This window comes from Aurantimonas manganoxydans SI85-9A1 (genome assembly GCF_000153465.1).
GTDB lineage: Bacteria > Pseudomonadota > Alphaproteobacteria > Rhizobiales > Rhizobiaceae > Aurantimonas > Aurantimonas manganoxydans.
In genome coordinates this window covers 1,162,181-1,178,525 of the sequence record NZ_CH672387.1, presented here as the reverse complement: position 1 = coordinate 1,178,525, position 16,345 = coordinate 1,162,181, and the positions used below count along the sequence as shown (strand labels likewise).

Sequence of the window (16,345 nt, the reverse complement as noted above, 5' to 3'; positions counted from 1 at the left end):
CTAGACCAGGATTTCCGTCTTCAGCGTGTCACCGTCGAGCCAGACCTGCACGGCCTGTCCGCGATGTGCAGGATTCATGTCGTCGGCCATCTTGTAGAGGCCGTCGATCGCCAGAAGCTCGGCCTCGAGCTTGCGGCAGAAGATGCGGGCCGAGGCGTTGCCGACCGAGCCGGCCATCGCCCGGCCCCTGAGGGTGCCGTAGACGTGGATCGAGCCGCCCGCGACGATCTCCGAACCGGACGCGACGGAGCCGAGAATGGTCACGTCGCCTTCCGGGAAGATCACCGACTGGCCCGAGCGCACCGGCTCGTGGATGATGATCGACGGCATCGCCCGGACCGGCTGCGGCTCGGGCCGCGGGGCCGGCGCTTCGGCCTTCGTGGCAGGGCTGGCCGGCGCGCTCGCGGGAGCCGGTGCGGCCGGCGCCTCGAAATCGTCGGCCGGGCGTCCGCCCTTCATCGCCGGCGGCATGCCGAAGCCGAGCAGCGAGGCGCGGGCGCCCTCGATGCCCATGATCCGGACACTGCGCTCGCCGAGTTCGCCGATCAGTTCCTTCAGCTGCGCCTGGTCGATGTCCAGGCCCTCGACGTCGAGAACGATGGGACGACCGAGGAAGAAGCCGGTCGAACGGGCGGCCAGATCGTCGAGGCGAGCCAGCCAGCTGTCGAACGGCAGCTCGGGGGACAGCACCAGCGCGAGGAAGGAGCGGCCCTTGAGGCGGATCGGACGGGTGTCTGTTAGCGCTTTGGTCATCTGCGTTAATTTTCGGTTGCTGGGCGATCTAATCGGACGTCGGTTAACCGGAGATTAAGCCTCAAAGCCTGCGCCGGGCTGACGCGGACACGGCGATTTGCCGTGTCCGGATACGGCCCCTGCGGGGCTATGACGTCCGTGTGGCCTTGCGATGGCAGCCGCTTTCGGCCATGACGCCGGGGCAGGGTCGGCCCTTAAGACCGGGGCCTGCGGCCACAGACACGGGGACTTGCCATGATCACCGGACGGATGTTCGCCACGCTCGCAGGGGCCCTCGGCCTGTTCGCCGGGCTCGCCACGCCGGGCCTCGCCCAGGAGCCGATCACCCTCGGCGAGATGAACAGCTACACCACCCTGCCCGCCTTCACCGGTCCCTATCGCAAGGGCTGGGAACTGGCGCTGGAAGAGATCAACGCCGCCGGCGGCATCGACGGCCGGCCGGTCGCGGTCGTCAGCCGCGACGACAATGGCAAGCCCGCCGACGCCATCCGCATCGCCGAGGAATTCGTCGCTTCCGACGACGTCGCGATCGTATGGGGCGGCTTCTTCTCCAATGTCGGCCTCGCCCTCACCGACTTCGCCAAACAGCGCCAGGTGCCGTATCTGGCCACCGAGCCGCTGGCCGACGCCATCGTCTGGTCGCAGGGCAACCGCTACACCTTCCGCCTGCGCCCCTCGACGGCCATGCAGGCCGCGATGCTGGCCGAAGAGGCCGCCAAGCTCGACGCCACCCGCTGGGCGACCATTGCGCCGAACTACGCCTATGGCACCGATGCCGTCACCGCCTTCAAGGCCGAGTTGAAGAAGCGCAAGCCCGACGTCGAGTTCGTCGGCGAGCAGTGGCCGCCCCAGGGCAAGCTCGACGCCGGCCCCACCGTGCGCGCCCTTGAAGCCATGAAGCCCGACGCGATCTTCAACGTCACCTTCGGCGCCGACCTCGCCAAATTCGTCCGCGAGGGCGACATTCGCGGCCTGTTCGACGGCCGCGAGGTTGCCTCGCTCCTGTCCGGCGAGCCGGAATATCTGGAGCCGCTGGGCGCCGAGGCCCCCGAAGGCTGGATCGTCACCGGTTACCCCTGGTACGACATCGACACGCCGGAGCATGACGCCTTCCGCAAGGCCTACGAGGCGAAATACGGCGAGCATCCCTATGCCGGCTCGCTGGTCGGCTACAACGGGATGAAGGCTCTCGCCGCCGCCCTGACGAAAGCCGGCGCCACCGACGCCGACTCGCTCATCGCCGCCTTCGAGGGCCTCGAGGTTCCCGACGCCCCGTCCGGCGCCTTCACCTTCCGCGAGGCCGACCACCAGTCCACCATGGGCGCCTGGGTCGGCCGCACGGCGGTGCGCGATGGCCAGGGCGTCATGGTCGACTGGCGGTATGCCGACGGCGCCGACTACCTGCCGTCGCCCGAGGACGCCCGCAAGCTTCGCCCCGCCGAATAGGCCGGCCGCACAGGCAGCGCACAGACGCGAGCGCGCGGTGACCCCTCCGGTCGCCGCGCGCTGGCGTCCATCCCCAACGAGGAGACGGTGTTGACGACGCTCGGCTTCGTATTCGCCCAGCTCCTGGCCGGCCTTGCCGACGCGTCGTCGCTGTTCCTGGTGGCGGCCGGCCTGTCGCTGATCTTCGGCGTCACCCGCATCGTCAATTTCGCCCACGGCTCGCTGTTCATGCTGGGCGCCTATGTCGCCTATTCGGCCGTCACCTGGCTGCCGACCGGCTTTCTCGGCTTCTGGGGCGGGATGCTCGCAGCGGCGGTCGCGGTAGCGCTGATCGGCGGGCTGATCGAGATCGTCATCCTGCGCCGGCTCTACGCCTCCGCCGAACTCTACCAGCTCGTCGCCACCTTCGGCGTCCTCCTCGTCATCCAGGATGTAGCGCTGGCGATCTGGGGTCCGGAAGATCTGCTCGCGCCCCGCGCCCCGGGCCTCGGCGGCGCCCTGCGGATCTTCGGCGAGCCGGTGCCGCAATACGACCTCCTTTTGATCGCCGCCGGCCCGGTCGTCCTCGCCGCCGTCTGGCTGGTCCTCAACCGCACCCGCTGGGGCACCCTGGTCCGCGCTGCGACCGAGGACCGCGAGATGACCGGCGCGCTCGGTATCGACCAGGCGCGGCTGTTCACCACCGTCTTCATGCTCGGCGCCTTCCTCGCCGGCCTTGCCGGCGCCCTCCAGACCCCACGCGAGGCGGTCAGCCTCGCCCTCGATCTCGACGTGGTGGTCGAGGCCTTCGTCATCGTCGTCGTTGGAGGGCTCGGCTCGATCGGCGGCGCCTATGCGGCGGCAATCCTGATCGGCGTCCTCAATGCCTTCACCCTCCTGTGGTTTCCGACCCTTGCCACCGTCCTGCCGTTCCTGGTGATGGCGGCGATCCTGGTGGTGCGGCCCTACGGCCTGTTCGGCCAGGCCGCCCTCGTTGCGCCGGCCCCGGCCGAACGCGGCGCCACCCTGCGGCTGCCCGGCCGCATGGTGACCATCCTCGTCGTCCTCGCCGTTGCCGGATTCGCGCTGCTGCCGCTGGTCGAATCCGGCTTTGCCCTGATCCTGCTCACCGATTTCTTCGTCGCCGCGCTCTTTGCCGCCAGCCTGCAGTTCTTCATGGGCCTCGGTGGCATGATCTCTTTCGGCCACGCCGCCTTCTTCGGCCTCGGTGCCTATGGCGCGGCGCTGGCCGCCACGGCTCTCGGCCTGCCGATGTTCGCCGCCATGGCGCTGGGCGTGGCCACCGGCGGCCTCGGGGCGCTGGTCATCGGCTGGTTCTGCGTGCGGCTGTCCGGCGTCTATCTCGCCATGCTGACCCTTGCCGGCGCCCAGATCCTCTGGGCCGTCGCCCTGCAATGGCAGGATGTCACCGGCGGCGACGACGGCATTCTCGGCGTCTGGCCCGACCGCTTCGCCGCCTCCCGCACGGTCTACTACCTGATCGCCCTTGGCCTGTGCGCCGTCGGCCTCTTGCTGATCCGCCGCATCGCCCATGCGCCCTTCGGCTATCTCCTGCGCGCCACCCGCGACTCGCCCCTGCGCGCCGAGGCCATCGGCCTCGACGTGCGCGGCCGCCAGCTCGCCGCCTTCGTCATCGCCGGCCTCTTCGCCGCGCTTGCCGGCACGGTCTTCGTCTTCGCCAAGGGCAGCGTCTTTCCCACCATCCTGGCAGTCGGCCAGTCCGTCGACGCCCTGCTGATGGTGCTGATCGGCGGCGTGCAGGCACTGTCGGGTCCGATCGCCGGCGCCGCGATCTTCGTCGGCATCGAGGACTGGGTTGGCCGGCTGCCCTATTGGCGGTCGATCTTCGGCGTCATCATCCTCGCCGTCTGCATTCTGGCGCCCCAGGGCATCGCCGGCGGCCTGCGGTCGCTGGCCGGCCTCGCACGCCGCCGCGCAGCGGCGCCTTCCGGAGCGCCGGCATGAACGCGCTGGAGATCCGCGGTCTGAGCAAGACCTTCGGCGGCGTCGTCGCGGTCGACGACGTCGGCTTTCACGTCGCGTCGGGCGAGATGCTCGCCCTGATCGGCGCCAATGGCGCCGGAAAATCCACCACCTTCAACATGCTCAACGGCCAGCTGCGCCCCGATCGCGGCTCGGTGCGGCTGTTCGGGTCCGAGATCGCCGGCCTGCCGGCCCGCCGCATCGCGCGGCGCGGCGTCGGCCGCACCTTCCAGATCACCCAGACCTTCACCTCCATGACGGTGCGCGAAAACCTGCAGACCGCCCTTCTCGCCCATCGCAATCGCCGCTTCGACTTTTTCTCCCGCGCCGTCGCCGCCGAGCGGGTCGAGGCCGACCGGCTGCTCGCCATTGTCGGCATGTCCGAGGCCGCCGACCGCCCCTCCGCCGAGCTTGCCTATGGCGACGTCAAGCGGCTGGAGCTCGCCGTCGCGCTGGCCGCATCGCCGCGGCTTCTGCTGATGGACGAGCCGACCGCCGGCATGGCGCCGCGCGAGCGCACCGCCCTGATGGCGCTGGTGCGCGGCATCGTCGAGGACACCGGCCTCAGCGTCCTCTTCACCGAGCACGACATGGATGTCGTCTTCGCCCATGCCGACCGCATCGTGGTGCTCAACCGGGGCGCCGTCATCGCCGAAGGCACCGCGGATGCGATCCGCGCCGACCCGACGGTCCGCGCCGTCTATCTCGGCGGCGGCGCACCGGAATCAGTCACTGAACAAGTCTCGCCAAATGCTTGAACTGCAAGCGATCGACAGCTTCTACGGCGACGCCCATATCCTGCACAGCGTGTCGCTGACCGTGAACGAAGGCGAGATCGTCGCCCTTGTCGGGCGCAACGGCGCCGGCAAGTCCACGACGCTGAAGAGCGCCATGGGCCTCGTGCGCCCGCGCCGCGGCTCGGTGCGCTATCGCGGTGCCGACATCACCGGCCTGCCGCCCTACCGCATCGCGCGGCTGGGCCTCGGCTACGTCCCGGAAGACCGGCGCATCTTCAAGGATCTGACGGTCTCGGAGAACCTCGAGGTCGGCCGCCGCGTCGCCGCCGATGCCGACACCCCATGGACGCCGGCGCGGCTCTTCGACCTCTTCCCCAATCTCGGCGAACGTCGCGGCCAGAAGGGCGGGCGCCTGTCCGGCGGCGAACAGCAGATGCTCAGCCTCGCCCGCACCCTGATGGGCAATCCGCGGACCCTGTTGCTCGACGAACCCTCCGAGGGCATCGCGCCGGTCATCGTCGACGCCATGGCCGCGGCGATCCGCGACCTCAAGCGCGAAGGCCTGTCGGTGCTTCTGTCGGAGCAGAATCTCGGCTTTGCCCGCGCCATCGCCGACCGTGCGGTGATCATCGAGACCGGCACCGTCCGCTTCACCGGCAGCTTCGCCAAGATGGAAGCCGATCCCGACATCGTCTCCAGCCACCTCGCCGTCTGAGCAGCCCGGCCCTGTCCGCCGGCGCGGTCAGCCGCCGTCGCCGAAGCCCGCGCCCTGGTGCTCGCCGAGCTTCGGCGCGGGCCGCTCCAGCGACAGTTCCGCCTCGCCATAGGTGATCGGGCTGCGCACGCCCGCCATGCCGCCCGGCGCGATCTGCATGCCGCGATGGACGATCTGCGGATCGGCGAAGACGTCCGCGACATCGTTGATCGGCCCCGACGGCACGCCCACCGGCTCCAAAGCGGCCAGAAGATCGTCGCGGCGCCAGGCGGCGATCGCCCCGGCCAGAATCGGCGTCAGCGCGTCCCGGTTGGCGACCCGCGCCTCGTTGGTGGCGTAGAGCGGATCGTCCGACAGCTGCGACAGGTCGAGGACGGCGCAGAGCCGTGCGAACTGCCGGTCGTTGCCGCAGGCGATGATCAGATGGCCGTCGGCCACCGGAAACACCTGATACGGCACGATGTTGGGATGGGCATTGCCGAGCCGCGACGGCGCGGCGCCGGTGGCGAAGAAGTTCAGCGCCTGGTTGGCGAGGACGCCGGCCATGCAGTCGTAGAGTGCCATGTCGACATATTCCCCGCGCCCGGTCCGCTCCCGGTCGGCCAGCGCCGCCTGGATGGCGATAGTGCCGTAGAGTCCGGTGAAGATGTCGGCGAAGGCGACGCCGATCTTCTGCGGCTCGCCCGCCGGGTCGCCGGTCAGGCTCATGATGCCGCCCATGCCCTGGATCATGAAGTCGTAGCCGGCCCGGCCCGCATAGGGGCCGTCCTGGCCGAAGCCGGTGACCGAGCAATAGACGAGGCGCGGATTGATCGCCTTCAGGCTCTCGTAATCGAGGCCGAACTTCGCCAGCCCGCCGACCTTGAAGTTCTCGATCAGCACGTCCGCCTCGGCCGCCAGCGACCGCACCAGTTCCCGCCCCTCCTCGGTGCCGAAATCGGCGACCACCGAGCGCTTGCCGCGGTTGCAGGCGTGGAAATAGGCCGCCGTGCGCTCGCCGTCCCGCTCGACGAAGGGCGGCCCCCAGCCGCGGGTGTCGTCGCCCGCCGGGCTCTCGACCTTGATCACGTCGGCGCCGAGATCGGCGAGCGTCTGGCCGATCCACGGGCCGGCCAGGATGCGGGCGAGTTCCAGGACCTTCAGTCCGGCATGGGGTGCGTGCGTCATCCGGTCGGCGTGCCGCCCGGCGCCGGCGCTGTCAAGCTGCACCAGCGCCGCTCGCCCCTGCTCCGAGGGCCGCTCCGCAGCCGCGCATGCCGATTGACGAGGGACTTCGGGCCAACAACACCCCGGACTTACGCTGACACGCTAACAGCTGACATTCAAATTCAACTGATGCGCCCAAGCATTCGGAATACATCCGTTCCTGCAGGTCCTTCATTGCGGGGAAACCGCAGATGATCGACCCGTTCGAAGTCGTCGGTCAACGCGCGCCGCTCCTGGCAGCGGAGGCGCTGTCCTCAGTCCACGAAGGCGCGTTCGACGACGAAGGTGCCGGGCTTGTTGTTGGCGCCCTCCTCGAAGCCGCGGGCTTCCAGCAGCGCTTCCGTATCCTTCAGCATCGCCATGGAGCCGCAGATCATCGCCCGGTCGGTCTCGGGGTTGAGCGGCGCGATGGCGAGATCCTCGAACAGCTTGCCGTTCTCGATCAGCGTGGTGATCCGGTGGCCGCGCGTCTCGCCGTCGCGGGTCGCGCTGGCGTGGAAGATCAGCTTGTCGCCGATGAACTCGCTCATCAGCTCGTCGGCCTTCGACGTCTCCACCAGTTCGCGGCCATAGGCCAGCTCGGCGTTGCCGCGGCAGGTCTGGGTCAGGATCACCTGGTCGAACTTCTCGTAGGTCTCCGGGTCGCGGATCACCGAGGCGAAGGGCGCGATGCCGGTTCCGGTCGAGAACAGGAACAGCCGCTTGCCGGGCTTCAGCGCGTCGTGGACGAGCGTGCCCGTCGGCTTCTTGCGCATCAGCACCGTGTCGCCGACCTGGATCTTCTGCAGATGCTCGGTCAACGGACCGTTCGCCACCTTGATGGAGAAGAACTCCAGCTCCTCGTCCCAAGCCGGGCTGGCGATGGAATAGGCGCGATAGACCGGCTTGGCCGCGTTCGGCAGGCCGATCATCACGAACTCGCCCGAGCGGAAGCGGAAGCTCTGCGGCCGGGTGATGCGGAAGGCGAACAGGCTGTCGGTATAGTGCGTGACCTTGGTCACCGTCTCGGCAAAGACGCCGGCGGGAATCGGGAAGGCAGGCTCCGGCGAATGCTCCGGCTGTTGGGCGAGAGAACTCATCAGGCGTCGTTCCTTTTCATGGTCCGCGACCGCGCGAGACGGCCTTGTCCGGTGCGCGCGACGACAGATGCCGCGTCACGATTGATCGGGTCCCGGCTGTCGGGAGAATGGCAGGCCGGACAGCATCCTTGCCCCGTGCCTACATCGCAGTCGTGCTGGAAGATAGAACCCCGCGTCCCGCAATGCAGCGTCGCACGTTCCAAATATCGGCATTGTTCGGGGAAAACATTCGCCGCAGGCGCCATGCGGCGCGTGCGTCCGTCCTCCCCTCAGTTCAGGTTCGCCGCGGCTCGCGCCTCCGCCATCTCCTCGAGGCACGCGACCCGCGCGCTCGAACAGGCAAATCCCGCGATCACGCTGCGCACCACCCGCGCGCCGACCCCGGTCAGGTCGAAGCCGCGATCCGAGCGCAGCCATTCCGAGATCACCCCGCTCACCGCGCAGACATAGGCGGTGGCCGCTTCCTTCGGCTGCCATTCGTGCTTCAGCTCGCCGCGGATCTGCACTGCGGCGAAGATGCCGGTGATCGCCTTGTGCATGGTGGCCTCGGCGTCGGCCCGGCGCAGCATGGCGTCCTGCATCTCGCCGACATATTCGCAGCGGAACAGGAGAATGGTCAGAATCTTGCGCGTCCGTTCGTCGCGCTCCAGATGGCCGAGCGCCTCCAGCGTGTTCTCGTAGAGGTCCTGCAGCGACCGCCGGCCGGCACAGGCCTGCTCGTCGAAGAATTCTTCCTGGGGCAGCTTCGCGCGCTCCTGCATCGCCCGGAACAGTTCGAGCTTGTTGGAGAAGTGCCAGTAGATCGCACCACGCGTCAGGCCGGCGCTCGCGGCAATGTGCCCGAGGGTCGTCGCCGCCACACCGTTTTCGTAGAACAGCGTCTCGGCAGCGTCGAGAATCGCCTCGCGCGTCTGCAGGGCATCCTGCTTGGTGCGTCTCAAGTCCGTGCCTCCCTTGCTGCGATACATTTATGGATGTATGTATGCTGCAATGCAAGAGAGCGGCGGCATGCCCGGCCGGAAAAAGGTTTTACAATGCGCGGACTTAACCTGATTTTGCGCATGACGGCGTGCGTCGGCGTCTCGCTGGCAGCCGCGAGCGCAGCCTTCGCGCAGGCCGGTGGCACCCCGCCCCCGCCGGCCGTCACCGTGCAGACGGTCAAGACCAAGAACCTGCCGGTCACCTACGAATATGCCGGCCGCGTCGCCTCATCCCGCGAGGTCGAAGTGCGCGCCCGTGTCGGCGGCATCCTGCTCGAACGCAATTTCGACGAAGGCTCGCGCGTCGAGGCCGGCACGCTGCTGTTCCACATCGACCCGGCAACCTACGAGGCGCAGGTGGCGCTGGCCAGGGCGCAGGTGCTCCAGGCGCAGGCCCAGCTCGGGCAGGCCAAGCGGACCGAGGCCCGCGCCCGGCAGCTGGCCCAGAGCGGCGCGTCGAGCCAGGCAACGCTCGAGGACGCCGTCTCCTCGCGCGAACTCGCCGAAGCGCAGGTCGCGGCCGCCGAGGCGCAGTTGCAGACCGCCACCCTCTCCCTCGACTATGCCACCGTCGAGGCGCCGGTTGCCGGCGTCACCAGCCTGGAACAGGTGCCCGAGGGCAGCCTTCTGAGCACCGGCGACCTGCTGACCCGCATCAGCCGCCTCGATCCGGTCTATGTGAACTTCTCGGCTGCCGACAGGGAAGCCGCCTCCATCCGCGAACTGGTCGAGAGCGGCCAGTTGCAGGGCGCCTCCTCGCCGTCCGACCTCACCGTCACGCTGATGTTCGGCGATGGCGAGACCTACGGCGAGACCGGCACCATCGACTTCACCTCGACGACGATCGATTCGCAGACCGGCACGATTCTGTCGCGCGCCGTCCTGCCCAATCCCGAGAGCCGCCTCCTGCCGGGCCAGTTCGTGCGCCTGCAGCTCGAGGGCCTGTCCATTGAGAACGCCATCGAACTGCCGACCGAAGCGCTGATGCAGGGGCCGCAGGGCACTTTCGTCTACACGCTGAACGACGAGAACCTGGCCGAGGTCAGGCCGGTCGTCGTCGGCCGGGAGCTCGACGGCTCCATCGTCATTTCCGAAGGCCTTGCCGATGGCGACAAGGTGGTCATCAAGGGCGTCGTCAAGGTTCGTCCCGGCGCCCCCGTCGATCCGCAGCCGGCAGCCGCGAACGCCGATGCCGCCGGCAGCGAGTCCGATGCGCAGGCGACGGACGCCCCCGCCGCCGAGGCAGACCCCGCAGTCGACGCTCCCGAGCCTGCCGCGGCTGACGAACCCGCCGCTGCGGACCCCGCCAATGAGGCCGATGGCGAACAGCAGGGTGCGATCGAGCGCGCCGTCGACGCGGCGAACGACAAGGTCGTTGCCGATGCGGGAAGCACGTCCGGCGAAACCGGCCGCACGGATGCCCCGCCGGTGCCGCTGACCGCCCTGCCCGATGGCGCCGACGCCCGCCGCGCCACCAGCGACGGCGACGCTTCGGCGGAGTCCGCCCGATGAATGCGCGGTTCTTCGTCGACCGGCCGATCTTCGCGGCCGTCATCTCGATCCTGATCACCCTCGGTGGCCTGCTGTCGATCAGCGCGCTGCCGATCGAGCAGTATCCGCAGCTGGTGCCGCCGCAGGTCCAGGTGCGCGCCTCCTATCCCGGCGCCAGCGCCGAAACCATCGCCCAGACCGTCTCCGCGCCGATCGAGCAGCAGATCAACGGCGTCGAGGACATGCTCTACATGCAGTCCACCAACTCCTCGACGGGCACGGCGACGATCACCGTCACCTTCGCCAGCGGCACCGATCCCGATCAGGCGACGATCAACGTCAACAACCGCGTCCAGCAGGCCAATGCCTCGCTGCCCGAGCAGGTCCAGCGTCTCGGCGTCACCGTCGCCAAGCAGAACTCGTCGATCCTCGCGGTTCTGACCATGTCGTCGGAGGACCCGCGCTACGACGCGACCTATGTGTCGAACTACGCGCTGCTCAACGTCCTTGACGAGCTCAAGCGCCTGCCGGGCATCGGCGAGGCGCAGCTCTTCGGGGCCCGCAACTATTCCATGCGCATCTGGCTGCGGCCCGACGCACTGGCCTCCTACGGCCTGACGCCGGGCGACGTCGCCACCGCCGTGCGCGACCAGAACGCCCAGTTCGCCGCCGGCCAGTTCGGCGCGCCGCCCACCAACACCGACCTCGCCTTCACCTATTCGGTGACCACTGCCGGGCGTCTGCCCGACGCCGAGGCCTTCGAGAACATCATCCTGCGCTCCGACGAGAACGGCTCCTCGCTGCTTCTCAAGGATGTCGCGCGGGTCGAGCTCGGCGCCCAGGATTACGGCTTCAACGCCACTTATAACGGCACGCCGACGGTGCCCATCGGCATCTACCTGCAGCCCGGCGCCAACGCTCTCGACACGCTGAGCGGCGTGCGCACCCGTATGGAGGAGCTCTCCGGCTCCTTCCCCGATGGCATCAGCTTCGCCATTCCCTACGACACCACCAAGTTCATCGAGGCCTCCATCGAGGAGGTCATCATGACCTTCATCGAGGCCATGGCGCTGGTCTTCGTCGTCGTCTTCATCTTCCTGCAGAGCTTCCGGGCGACGCTGATCCCGATGCTCGCCGTCCCGGTGTCGATCATCGGCACCTTCGGCGTGCTGCTGGCGCTCGGCTTCTCGATCAATCTCCTCACCCTGTTCGGGCTCGTCCTGGCCATCGGTATCGTCGTCGACGACGCCATCGTGGTCCTGGAGAATGTCGAGCGGATCATGACCACCGAGGGGCTCAACGCCAAGGACGCCACCGCCAAGGCGATGACCGAAGTCGCCGGCCCGGTGATCGCCATCGTGCTCGTCCTGTGCGCCGTGTTCATCCCGGTGGCGTTCCTCGGCGGCCTCGCCGGCACCATGTACCGGCAGTTCGCCGTGACCATCGCCGTCTCGGTGGTGATCTCGGGCATCGTCGCCCTCACCCTCACCCCGGCGCTCTGCGGCCTTCTCCTGAAGCAGGGCCATTCCGAGCCCTGGGCGCCGTTCCGCTGGTTCAACACGGGCTTCGACAAGCTGACCAACGCCTATGGCGCCGGCGTTGCCTTCATCATGCGCCGGGCCGTCGTCGCCCTCGTCCTGTTCGCCGGCATCGTCGGCGGCAGCTACTATTTCTTCCAGACGATCCCCGGCTCGCTAGTCCCCGACGAGGATCAGGGCGTCAATTTCGCCATCGCCATCCTGCCGCCGGCCGCCTCGCTGGCGCGCACGACGGAGGTGATGGAGCAGGTCAGCGCGAATGTGCGCGAGCATCCGGCGGTCGCCGACGTCGTCGCCTTCGCCGGCTTCGACCTCCTGGCCGGAACCCAGAAGTCCAGCTCGGGCGTGGCCTTCGTCACGCTGAAGGACTGGTCGGAGCGCGAGGACCCGTCGCTCGACGCCCGCAACCTCACCGGCCCGATCATGGGCATGAATGCCGGCATCCAGGACGGCATGGTCCTGGCCTTCAACCCGCCGCCGATCCAGGGCCTGTCCACAACCGGCGGCTTCGACCTGTTCGTGCAGGACCGGCAGAACCGCGGCTCCCAGGAACTGGTCGCGGCGACCAGCGCGCTGGTGGCGGCGGCGGCCGAGCGGCCGGAGCTGGCCGGCGTGCGCACCACCTTCTCGGCTAACGTCCCGCAGTACCAGATCGACGTCGACCGCCAGAAGGCCAAGGCGCAGGACGTGCCGATCTCGTCGATCTTCGAGACCATGCAGTCGACCTTCGGCTCGCTCTATGTGAACGACTTTACCCTGCTCGGCCGCAACTACCGGGTCTCGCTGCAGTCCGAATCCGACTTCCGCGAGAAGCCGCAGGATCTGCGCTTCGTCTACGTCAAGGCCAACAACGGCGCGATGATCCCCCTCGACGCCCTCCTGTCGGTCGAGCGCATCGTCGGCCCGGACCTCATCGAGCGCTTCAACGCCTTCACCGCGGCCAAGGTCTCGGGCGGCCCGGCCCCCGGCTATTCGTCGGGACAGGCGCTGCAGGCCATGCAGGAGATCGCGGCCGAAAAGCTGCCCGACGGCTATCAGGTCGCCTGGACCGGGTCGGCCTATCAGGAGATCGCCTCGGGCGGCACCGGGCTCGCCGCCATCGGCTTCGGCATCCTGATGGTCTTCCTCATCCTGTCGGCCCAGTACGAACGCTGGTCGCTGCCCATCGCCGTGCTTCTGGCGGTGCCCTTCGCCATGTTCGGCGCGCTTCTGGCGATCTGGCTGCGTGGCCTCGACAATGACGTCTACTTCCAGATCGGCCTCGTCACGCTGGTCGGACTGGCGGCCAAGAACGCCATCCTGATCGTCGAGTTCGCGGTGCTGAAACGCGAGGAGGGTCTGTCGGCCTTCGACGCCGCGCTGCAGGGCGCCAAGCTGCGCTTCCGGCCGATCGTCATGACGTCGCTCGCCTTCATCCTGGGCGTCGTGCCGCTGGCGATCTCCACCGGCGCCGGCTCGGCCAGTCGCCACTCCATCGGCACCGGCGTCATCGGCGGAATGCTCGCGGCGACCTTCGTCGCGATCTTCTTCATCCCGCTGTTCTACAAGCTGCTCGCCCGCAAGCAGCCGTCCCGCGGCAGCCACGCGGCCCCGACCTCCGGCGACGATGGCGCAGCGACGCCGGCACCGGCGCCGGCCGAATAGCCTCCGGCCCGGCCGTTCGCCTCGCGAACCGGTTCATCCCACGAAAAAGGCGGCGCGCCTGGCTGGCGCGCCGCCTTTTTGCCGTGTGAGCACAAAGCATTGCCGGATGGTCCGGAATCGATCTCTCAACCGTTTCCGCCCCGCGCGATCACGCCTCGGCCGGCACCTCCAGCTTGTCGAGCGGGCACGGCTGATCCTTCTTGTCGCATTTGCGCCGATAGACATGCGCCCAGCGATCGTAGCGCCCGGCCCTGACCAGCCGCTCGGCAAGGGTGCGGAAGAACGCCTTCTTCTCGGCCTTGCCGTCCAGCCGCTTGAACCGCTTCTTTTCCGGCTTGGTCATGGCGCAGCCGATGCAGCGGCCGCCATCCTTGTATTTGCAGATATCGATGCACGGGGACGGGGCATCGGCCCAACGTTTGGCCACGGGCGCTCCTGTGATGGTCGGATGGCGAAGGGACGAATGACGCGGCGGTCCCGATCCGGCCTGCGGCACTTCCCTTCCATTCCCGGTCTGCTATGAATAGATGAAAGTGGTTGTCAAGTTTAGAACGGTTCGAGACGTCGGGTGCGATTCCCTGTCGCGGGTTCCCGGCGCGGTCTTCTTACAGAACGCGGTTGCCTGAATGTCTGCACTGCCCCTGCCCGAGACTCTTCCCTCATCCGGGCGCGCCCCGGCGCGAATCCTCGCCTTTCCCGGCGGCAATTGCCCGACGGTCCGTCCCGCCGCGCCCCAGCTCACCGATGCCGAACGCGACGAGCTGAATCGCCTGCGCTGGTTCGCGCTGCGCAGCCGGCTCGCCCCGAAGCCCGATCTCGAACGGGCCTGCTTCCTTCTCGCCGGCGAGGAGAACGTCTCTCTGGAGCGCTTCGCCATCGCCTTCTTCCGCGGCCTGTCCGGCCAGAGCCTGCGCGAGATGGTGTTCTACCGTCCCGGCGCGAAACAGGCCTCGGACGACGAGATCTGGCTGTTGCGCCTTCTCGCGGTGCTGCGCGACGGCGAGAACGCCGCCGCCGGCGCGCTGGTCGCCTGGCGTGTCCGCCCCGAGGGCCGGCGCTGGCTGCGCTTCCTTGCGGCCTCGCTCGCCCGGGCGCTCTGACACGAATAATCGCATGGGACCGATTGCCGCGACCTTGTCATGAACGGCTTCCGAGGCTAGATTAGAATTATTCTAAGACACCACAAAGGGACCGGAGACCATGGGACTAGTAGCAGCCAAGATCGAGCCGACGGCGAAGGAAGAGATCGTCAACGGCCTCACCCAGTCGCTGGCCGAGACGGCCATCGCCACGCTGAAGGCCCAGAACTTCCACTGGAACGTGACGGGCATGTCCTTCGGCGCCCTGCACGCTCTGTTCCAGGAAATCTACGAGGATCACTTCGAAGGTCAGGACACGCTGGCCGAGCGCATCAAGGCGTTCGACGCCCATGCCGAGGGCCGCTACTCGGTCTATCTGGAGCGCAGCGCCATCGAAGAGCATGACGGCCGCACCGACGCGCGCACCATGGTCGAGATCCTGATGCAGGATCAGGAGACCCTCTCCTCGACCCTGTCGGCGCTTGCCGAAGTCGCCGACCAGCATGGCGATTTCGCCACCAACGACCTGGCGACCGCCCGCATCGAGCAGCACGACAAATTCGCCTGGATGCTGCGCGCCCATCTGAAGACCACCGCCGCCTGAGGCGACCGTCTCGCCGCCCTTACCGGCGGCGGACACGTGACGTGAAAAAGGCCCGCCGGAGATCCTCCGGCGGGCCTTTTTATATATCTCGACCGTGCTAGCGCGGCCCGGTTCAGGCGTCGTCGCCCTCTACCGGAATCGGACAGGGAACGCCCTCCCGCTCGCATTTGCGCCGGTAGGACATGATCCAGAAGGCCGGATTGCGCGCCGATTCCTGCAGCCGCCCGATCAGCGTCTCGATGAACTCGCGCTTCTGCTCCGCACCGCCCGACGACGGGAAGGCCTGCTTTTCGGCCTTGGTCATCGAGCAGCCGACGCAGCGGCCCTGTCGCTTGTATTTGCAGATGTCGACGCAGGGAGACGGTGCGGTGGTCCAGGCGGCGTCCGCGGCGTCGGTAACCTTGGTATCCATGAAGAGGGCTGGCCGCTGTTTGACGAAATGGCGGGTGACGGCCGGCATATAGGCGCGCCGCCGCCATCCTGCCAGCGGTCTAGGGCGACCGGCGCGCCATCCATGCGCCGGTCCCGTCAAACGATCGCCGGATGCGTATCAGCTCGCCGCGGCGAGCCCGTGCACCGGTTCCATCAGGCCGAGCCGCCGGCGCATGAACGCCTTGTTGCCCAGGAGATCGTCGATCGTGTAATTGCCCAGCGCCCCGAGAAACGCGTTCAGCGCCTCGCGCAGGGCCGAATTGAGCTCGCAGCTCTCGATCAGCGGGCAATCCACGGCGCCGGTCTCGAAGCACTCCGCCAGGGCGAAATTCTCTTCGGTCACTTCCACGACATTGCGCAGATTGATCGCCGCAGCCGGCCGCGCCAGGCGCACGCCGCCATTGCGCCCGCGCACGGTCTCGACCATGCCGGCCTCGACCAGCGGCTGCAGGATCTTGAACAGGAACAGCTCCGACGCCGAATAGGCTGCCGCGATGTCCTTGATGCGACTGAGCTGTCCGCCATTGGAGGCGCAGTACATCAGGATCCGGATCGCGTAGTTCGTCTGGCGGGTAAGCCGCATCAAATCGTCCTCGACCATCGTCGCTGGTTAACTTCCAGCGAACCCAATCTAGAACGATTCCAGCATCATGAGAAG

Annotated in this window: 15 protein-coding genes; 8 read left to right on the top strand and 7 right to left on the bottom strand. The window is 68.0% G+C overall.

The features are described from left to right. Positions 1–753 carry a septum site-determining protein MinC gene (gene minC, locus SI859A1_RS05520; RefSeq protein ID WP_009208857.1) on the bottom strand — a complete coding sequence of 251 codons (753 nt, stop codon included), beginning with the start codon at positions 751–753 and terminating at the stop codon, positions 1–3. Between the two features lie 234 nt (positions 754–987). On the opposite strand from minC, the gene SI859A1_RS05515 reads away from it, so the two are divergent. From SI859A1_RS05515 to SI859A1_RS05500, 4 genes are all read left to right on the top strand, one after another. Continuing rightward, positions 988–2,199 carry an ABC transporter substrate-binding protein gene (locus tag SI859A1_RS05515; RefSeq protein ID WP_009208856.1) on the top strand — a complete coding sequence of 404 codons (1,212 nt, stop codon included), beginning with the start codon at positions 988–990 and terminating at the stop codon, positions 2,197–2,199. Positions 2,200–2,286: 87 nt separating this feature from the next. Next, complete coding sequence (locus SI859A1_RS05510) at positions 2,287–4,164, top strand: ABC transporter permease (RefSeq protein ID WP_009208855.1); 1,878 nt, start codon at positions 2,287–2,289, stop codon at positions 4,162–4,164. After that, on the top strand, positions 4,161–4,940 hold the full coding sequence (locus SI859A1_RS05505) for an ABC transporter ATP-binding protein (protein ID WP_040325365.1): 780 nt from the start codon (positions 4,161–4,163) through the stop codon (positions 4,938–4,940). The genes SI859A1_RS05510 and SI859A1_RS05505 overlap by 4 nt, the downstream gene beginning before the upstream one ends. Continuing rightward, positions 4,933–5,634 carry an ABC transporter ATP-binding protein gene (locus SI859A1_RS05500; RefSeq protein WP_040325364.1) on the top strand — a complete coding sequence of 234 codons (702 nt, stop codon included), beginning with the start codon at positions 4,933–4,935 and terminating at the stop codon, positions 5,632–5,634. Before SI859A1_RS05505 ends, SI859A1_RS05500 begins: the two co-directional genes overlap by 8 nt. A 27-nt stretch (positions 5,635–5,661) precedes the next feature. On the opposite strand, the gene SI859A1_RS05495 is transcribed toward SI859A1_RS05500, so the two are convergent. The 3 genes from SI859A1_RS05495 to SI859A1_RS05485 form a co-directional block, all read right to left on the bottom strand. After that, entirely contained in the window at positions 5,662–6,801 is a 1,140-nt protein-coding gene (locus SI859A1_RS05495; RefSeq protein ID WP_040326319.1) for a CaiB/BaiF CoA transferase family protein, read from the bottom strand. A gap of 293 nt (positions 6,802–7,094) precedes the next feature. Beyond that, a complete protein-coding gene (locus tag SI859A1_RS05490) occupies positions 7,095–7,919 on the bottom strand; it encodes a ferredoxin--NADP reductase (protein ID WP_009208852.1) in 825 nt (274 codons plus the stop codon). A 269-nt stretch (positions 7,920–8,188) separates the two neighbouring features. Next, positions 8,189–8,860: a TetR family transcriptional regulator gene (locus SI859A1_RS05485; RefSeq protein WP_276324887.1), complete on the bottom strand. Its 672-nt coding sequence runs from the start codon at positions 8,858–8,860 to the stop codon at positions 8,189–8,191. A 120-nt stretch (positions 8,861–8,980) separates the two neighbouring features. Here SI859A1_RS05485 and SI859A1_RS05480 point away from each other — a divergent pair, with 120 nt between their 5' ends. Together SI859A1_RS05480 and SI859A1_RS05475 are read left to right on the top strand one after the other, a co-directional pair. Continuing rightward, on the top strand, positions 8,981–10,411 hold the full coding sequence (locus SI859A1_RS05480) for an efflux RND transporter periplasmic adaptor subunit (protein WP_244400914.1): 1,431 nt from the start codon (positions 8,981–8,983) through the stop codon (positions 10,409–10,411). After that, complete coding sequence (locus tag SI859A1_RS05475) at positions 10,408–13,572, top strand: efflux RND transporter permease subunit (protein ID WP_009208849.1); 3,165 nt, start codon at positions 10,408–10,410, stop codon at positions 13,570–13,572. Before SI859A1_RS05480 ends, SI859A1_RS05475 begins: the two co-directional genes overlap by 4 nt. A gap of 148 nt (positions 13,573–13,720) precedes the next feature. Here SI859A1_RS05475 and SI859A1_RS05470 read toward each other — a convergent pair whose 3' ends face one another. Continuing rightward, complete coding sequence (locus tag SI859A1_RS05470) at positions 13,721–13,999, bottom strand: DUF1289 domain-containing protein (protein ID WP_040325362.1); 279 nt, start codon at positions 13,997–13,999, stop codon at positions 13,721–13,723. 199 nt (positions 14,000–14,198) lie between these two features. On the opposite strand from SI859A1_RS05470, the gene SI859A1_RS05465 reads away from it, so the two are divergent. Further along, positions 14,199–14,672: a hypothetical protein gene (locus SI859A1_RS05465; protein WP_040325360.1), complete on the top strand. Its 474-nt coding sequence runs from the start codon at positions 14,199–14,201 to the stop codon at positions 14,670–14,672. 100 nt (positions 14,673–14,772) lie between these two features. Continuing rightward, entirely contained in the window at positions 14,773–15,255 is a 483-nt protein-coding gene (locus SI859A1_RS05460; RefSeq protein ID WP_009208847.1) for a Dps family protein, read from the top strand. Between the two features lie 112 nt (positions 15,256–15,367). Here the strand turns inward: SI859A1_RS05460 and SI859A1_RS20195 are convergent, their stop codons facing one another. Continuing rightward, positions 15,368–15,667: a DUF1289 domain-containing protein gene (locus SI859A1_RS20195; RefSeq protein WP_085931412.1), complete on the bottom strand. Its 300-nt coding sequence runs from the start codon at positions 15,665–15,667 to the stop codon at positions 15,368–15,370. A 138-nt stretch (positions 15,668–15,805) separates the two neighbouring features. Next, positions 15,806–16,270 carry an iron-responsive transcriptional regulator RirA gene (gene rirA / locus SI859A1_RS05450; RefSeq protein WP_024348786.1) on the bottom strand — a complete coding sequence of 155 codons (465 nt, stop codon included), beginning with the start codon at positions 16,268–16,270 and terminating at the stop codon, positions 15,806–15,808. Positions 16,271–16,345: the final 75 nt, after the last annotated feature.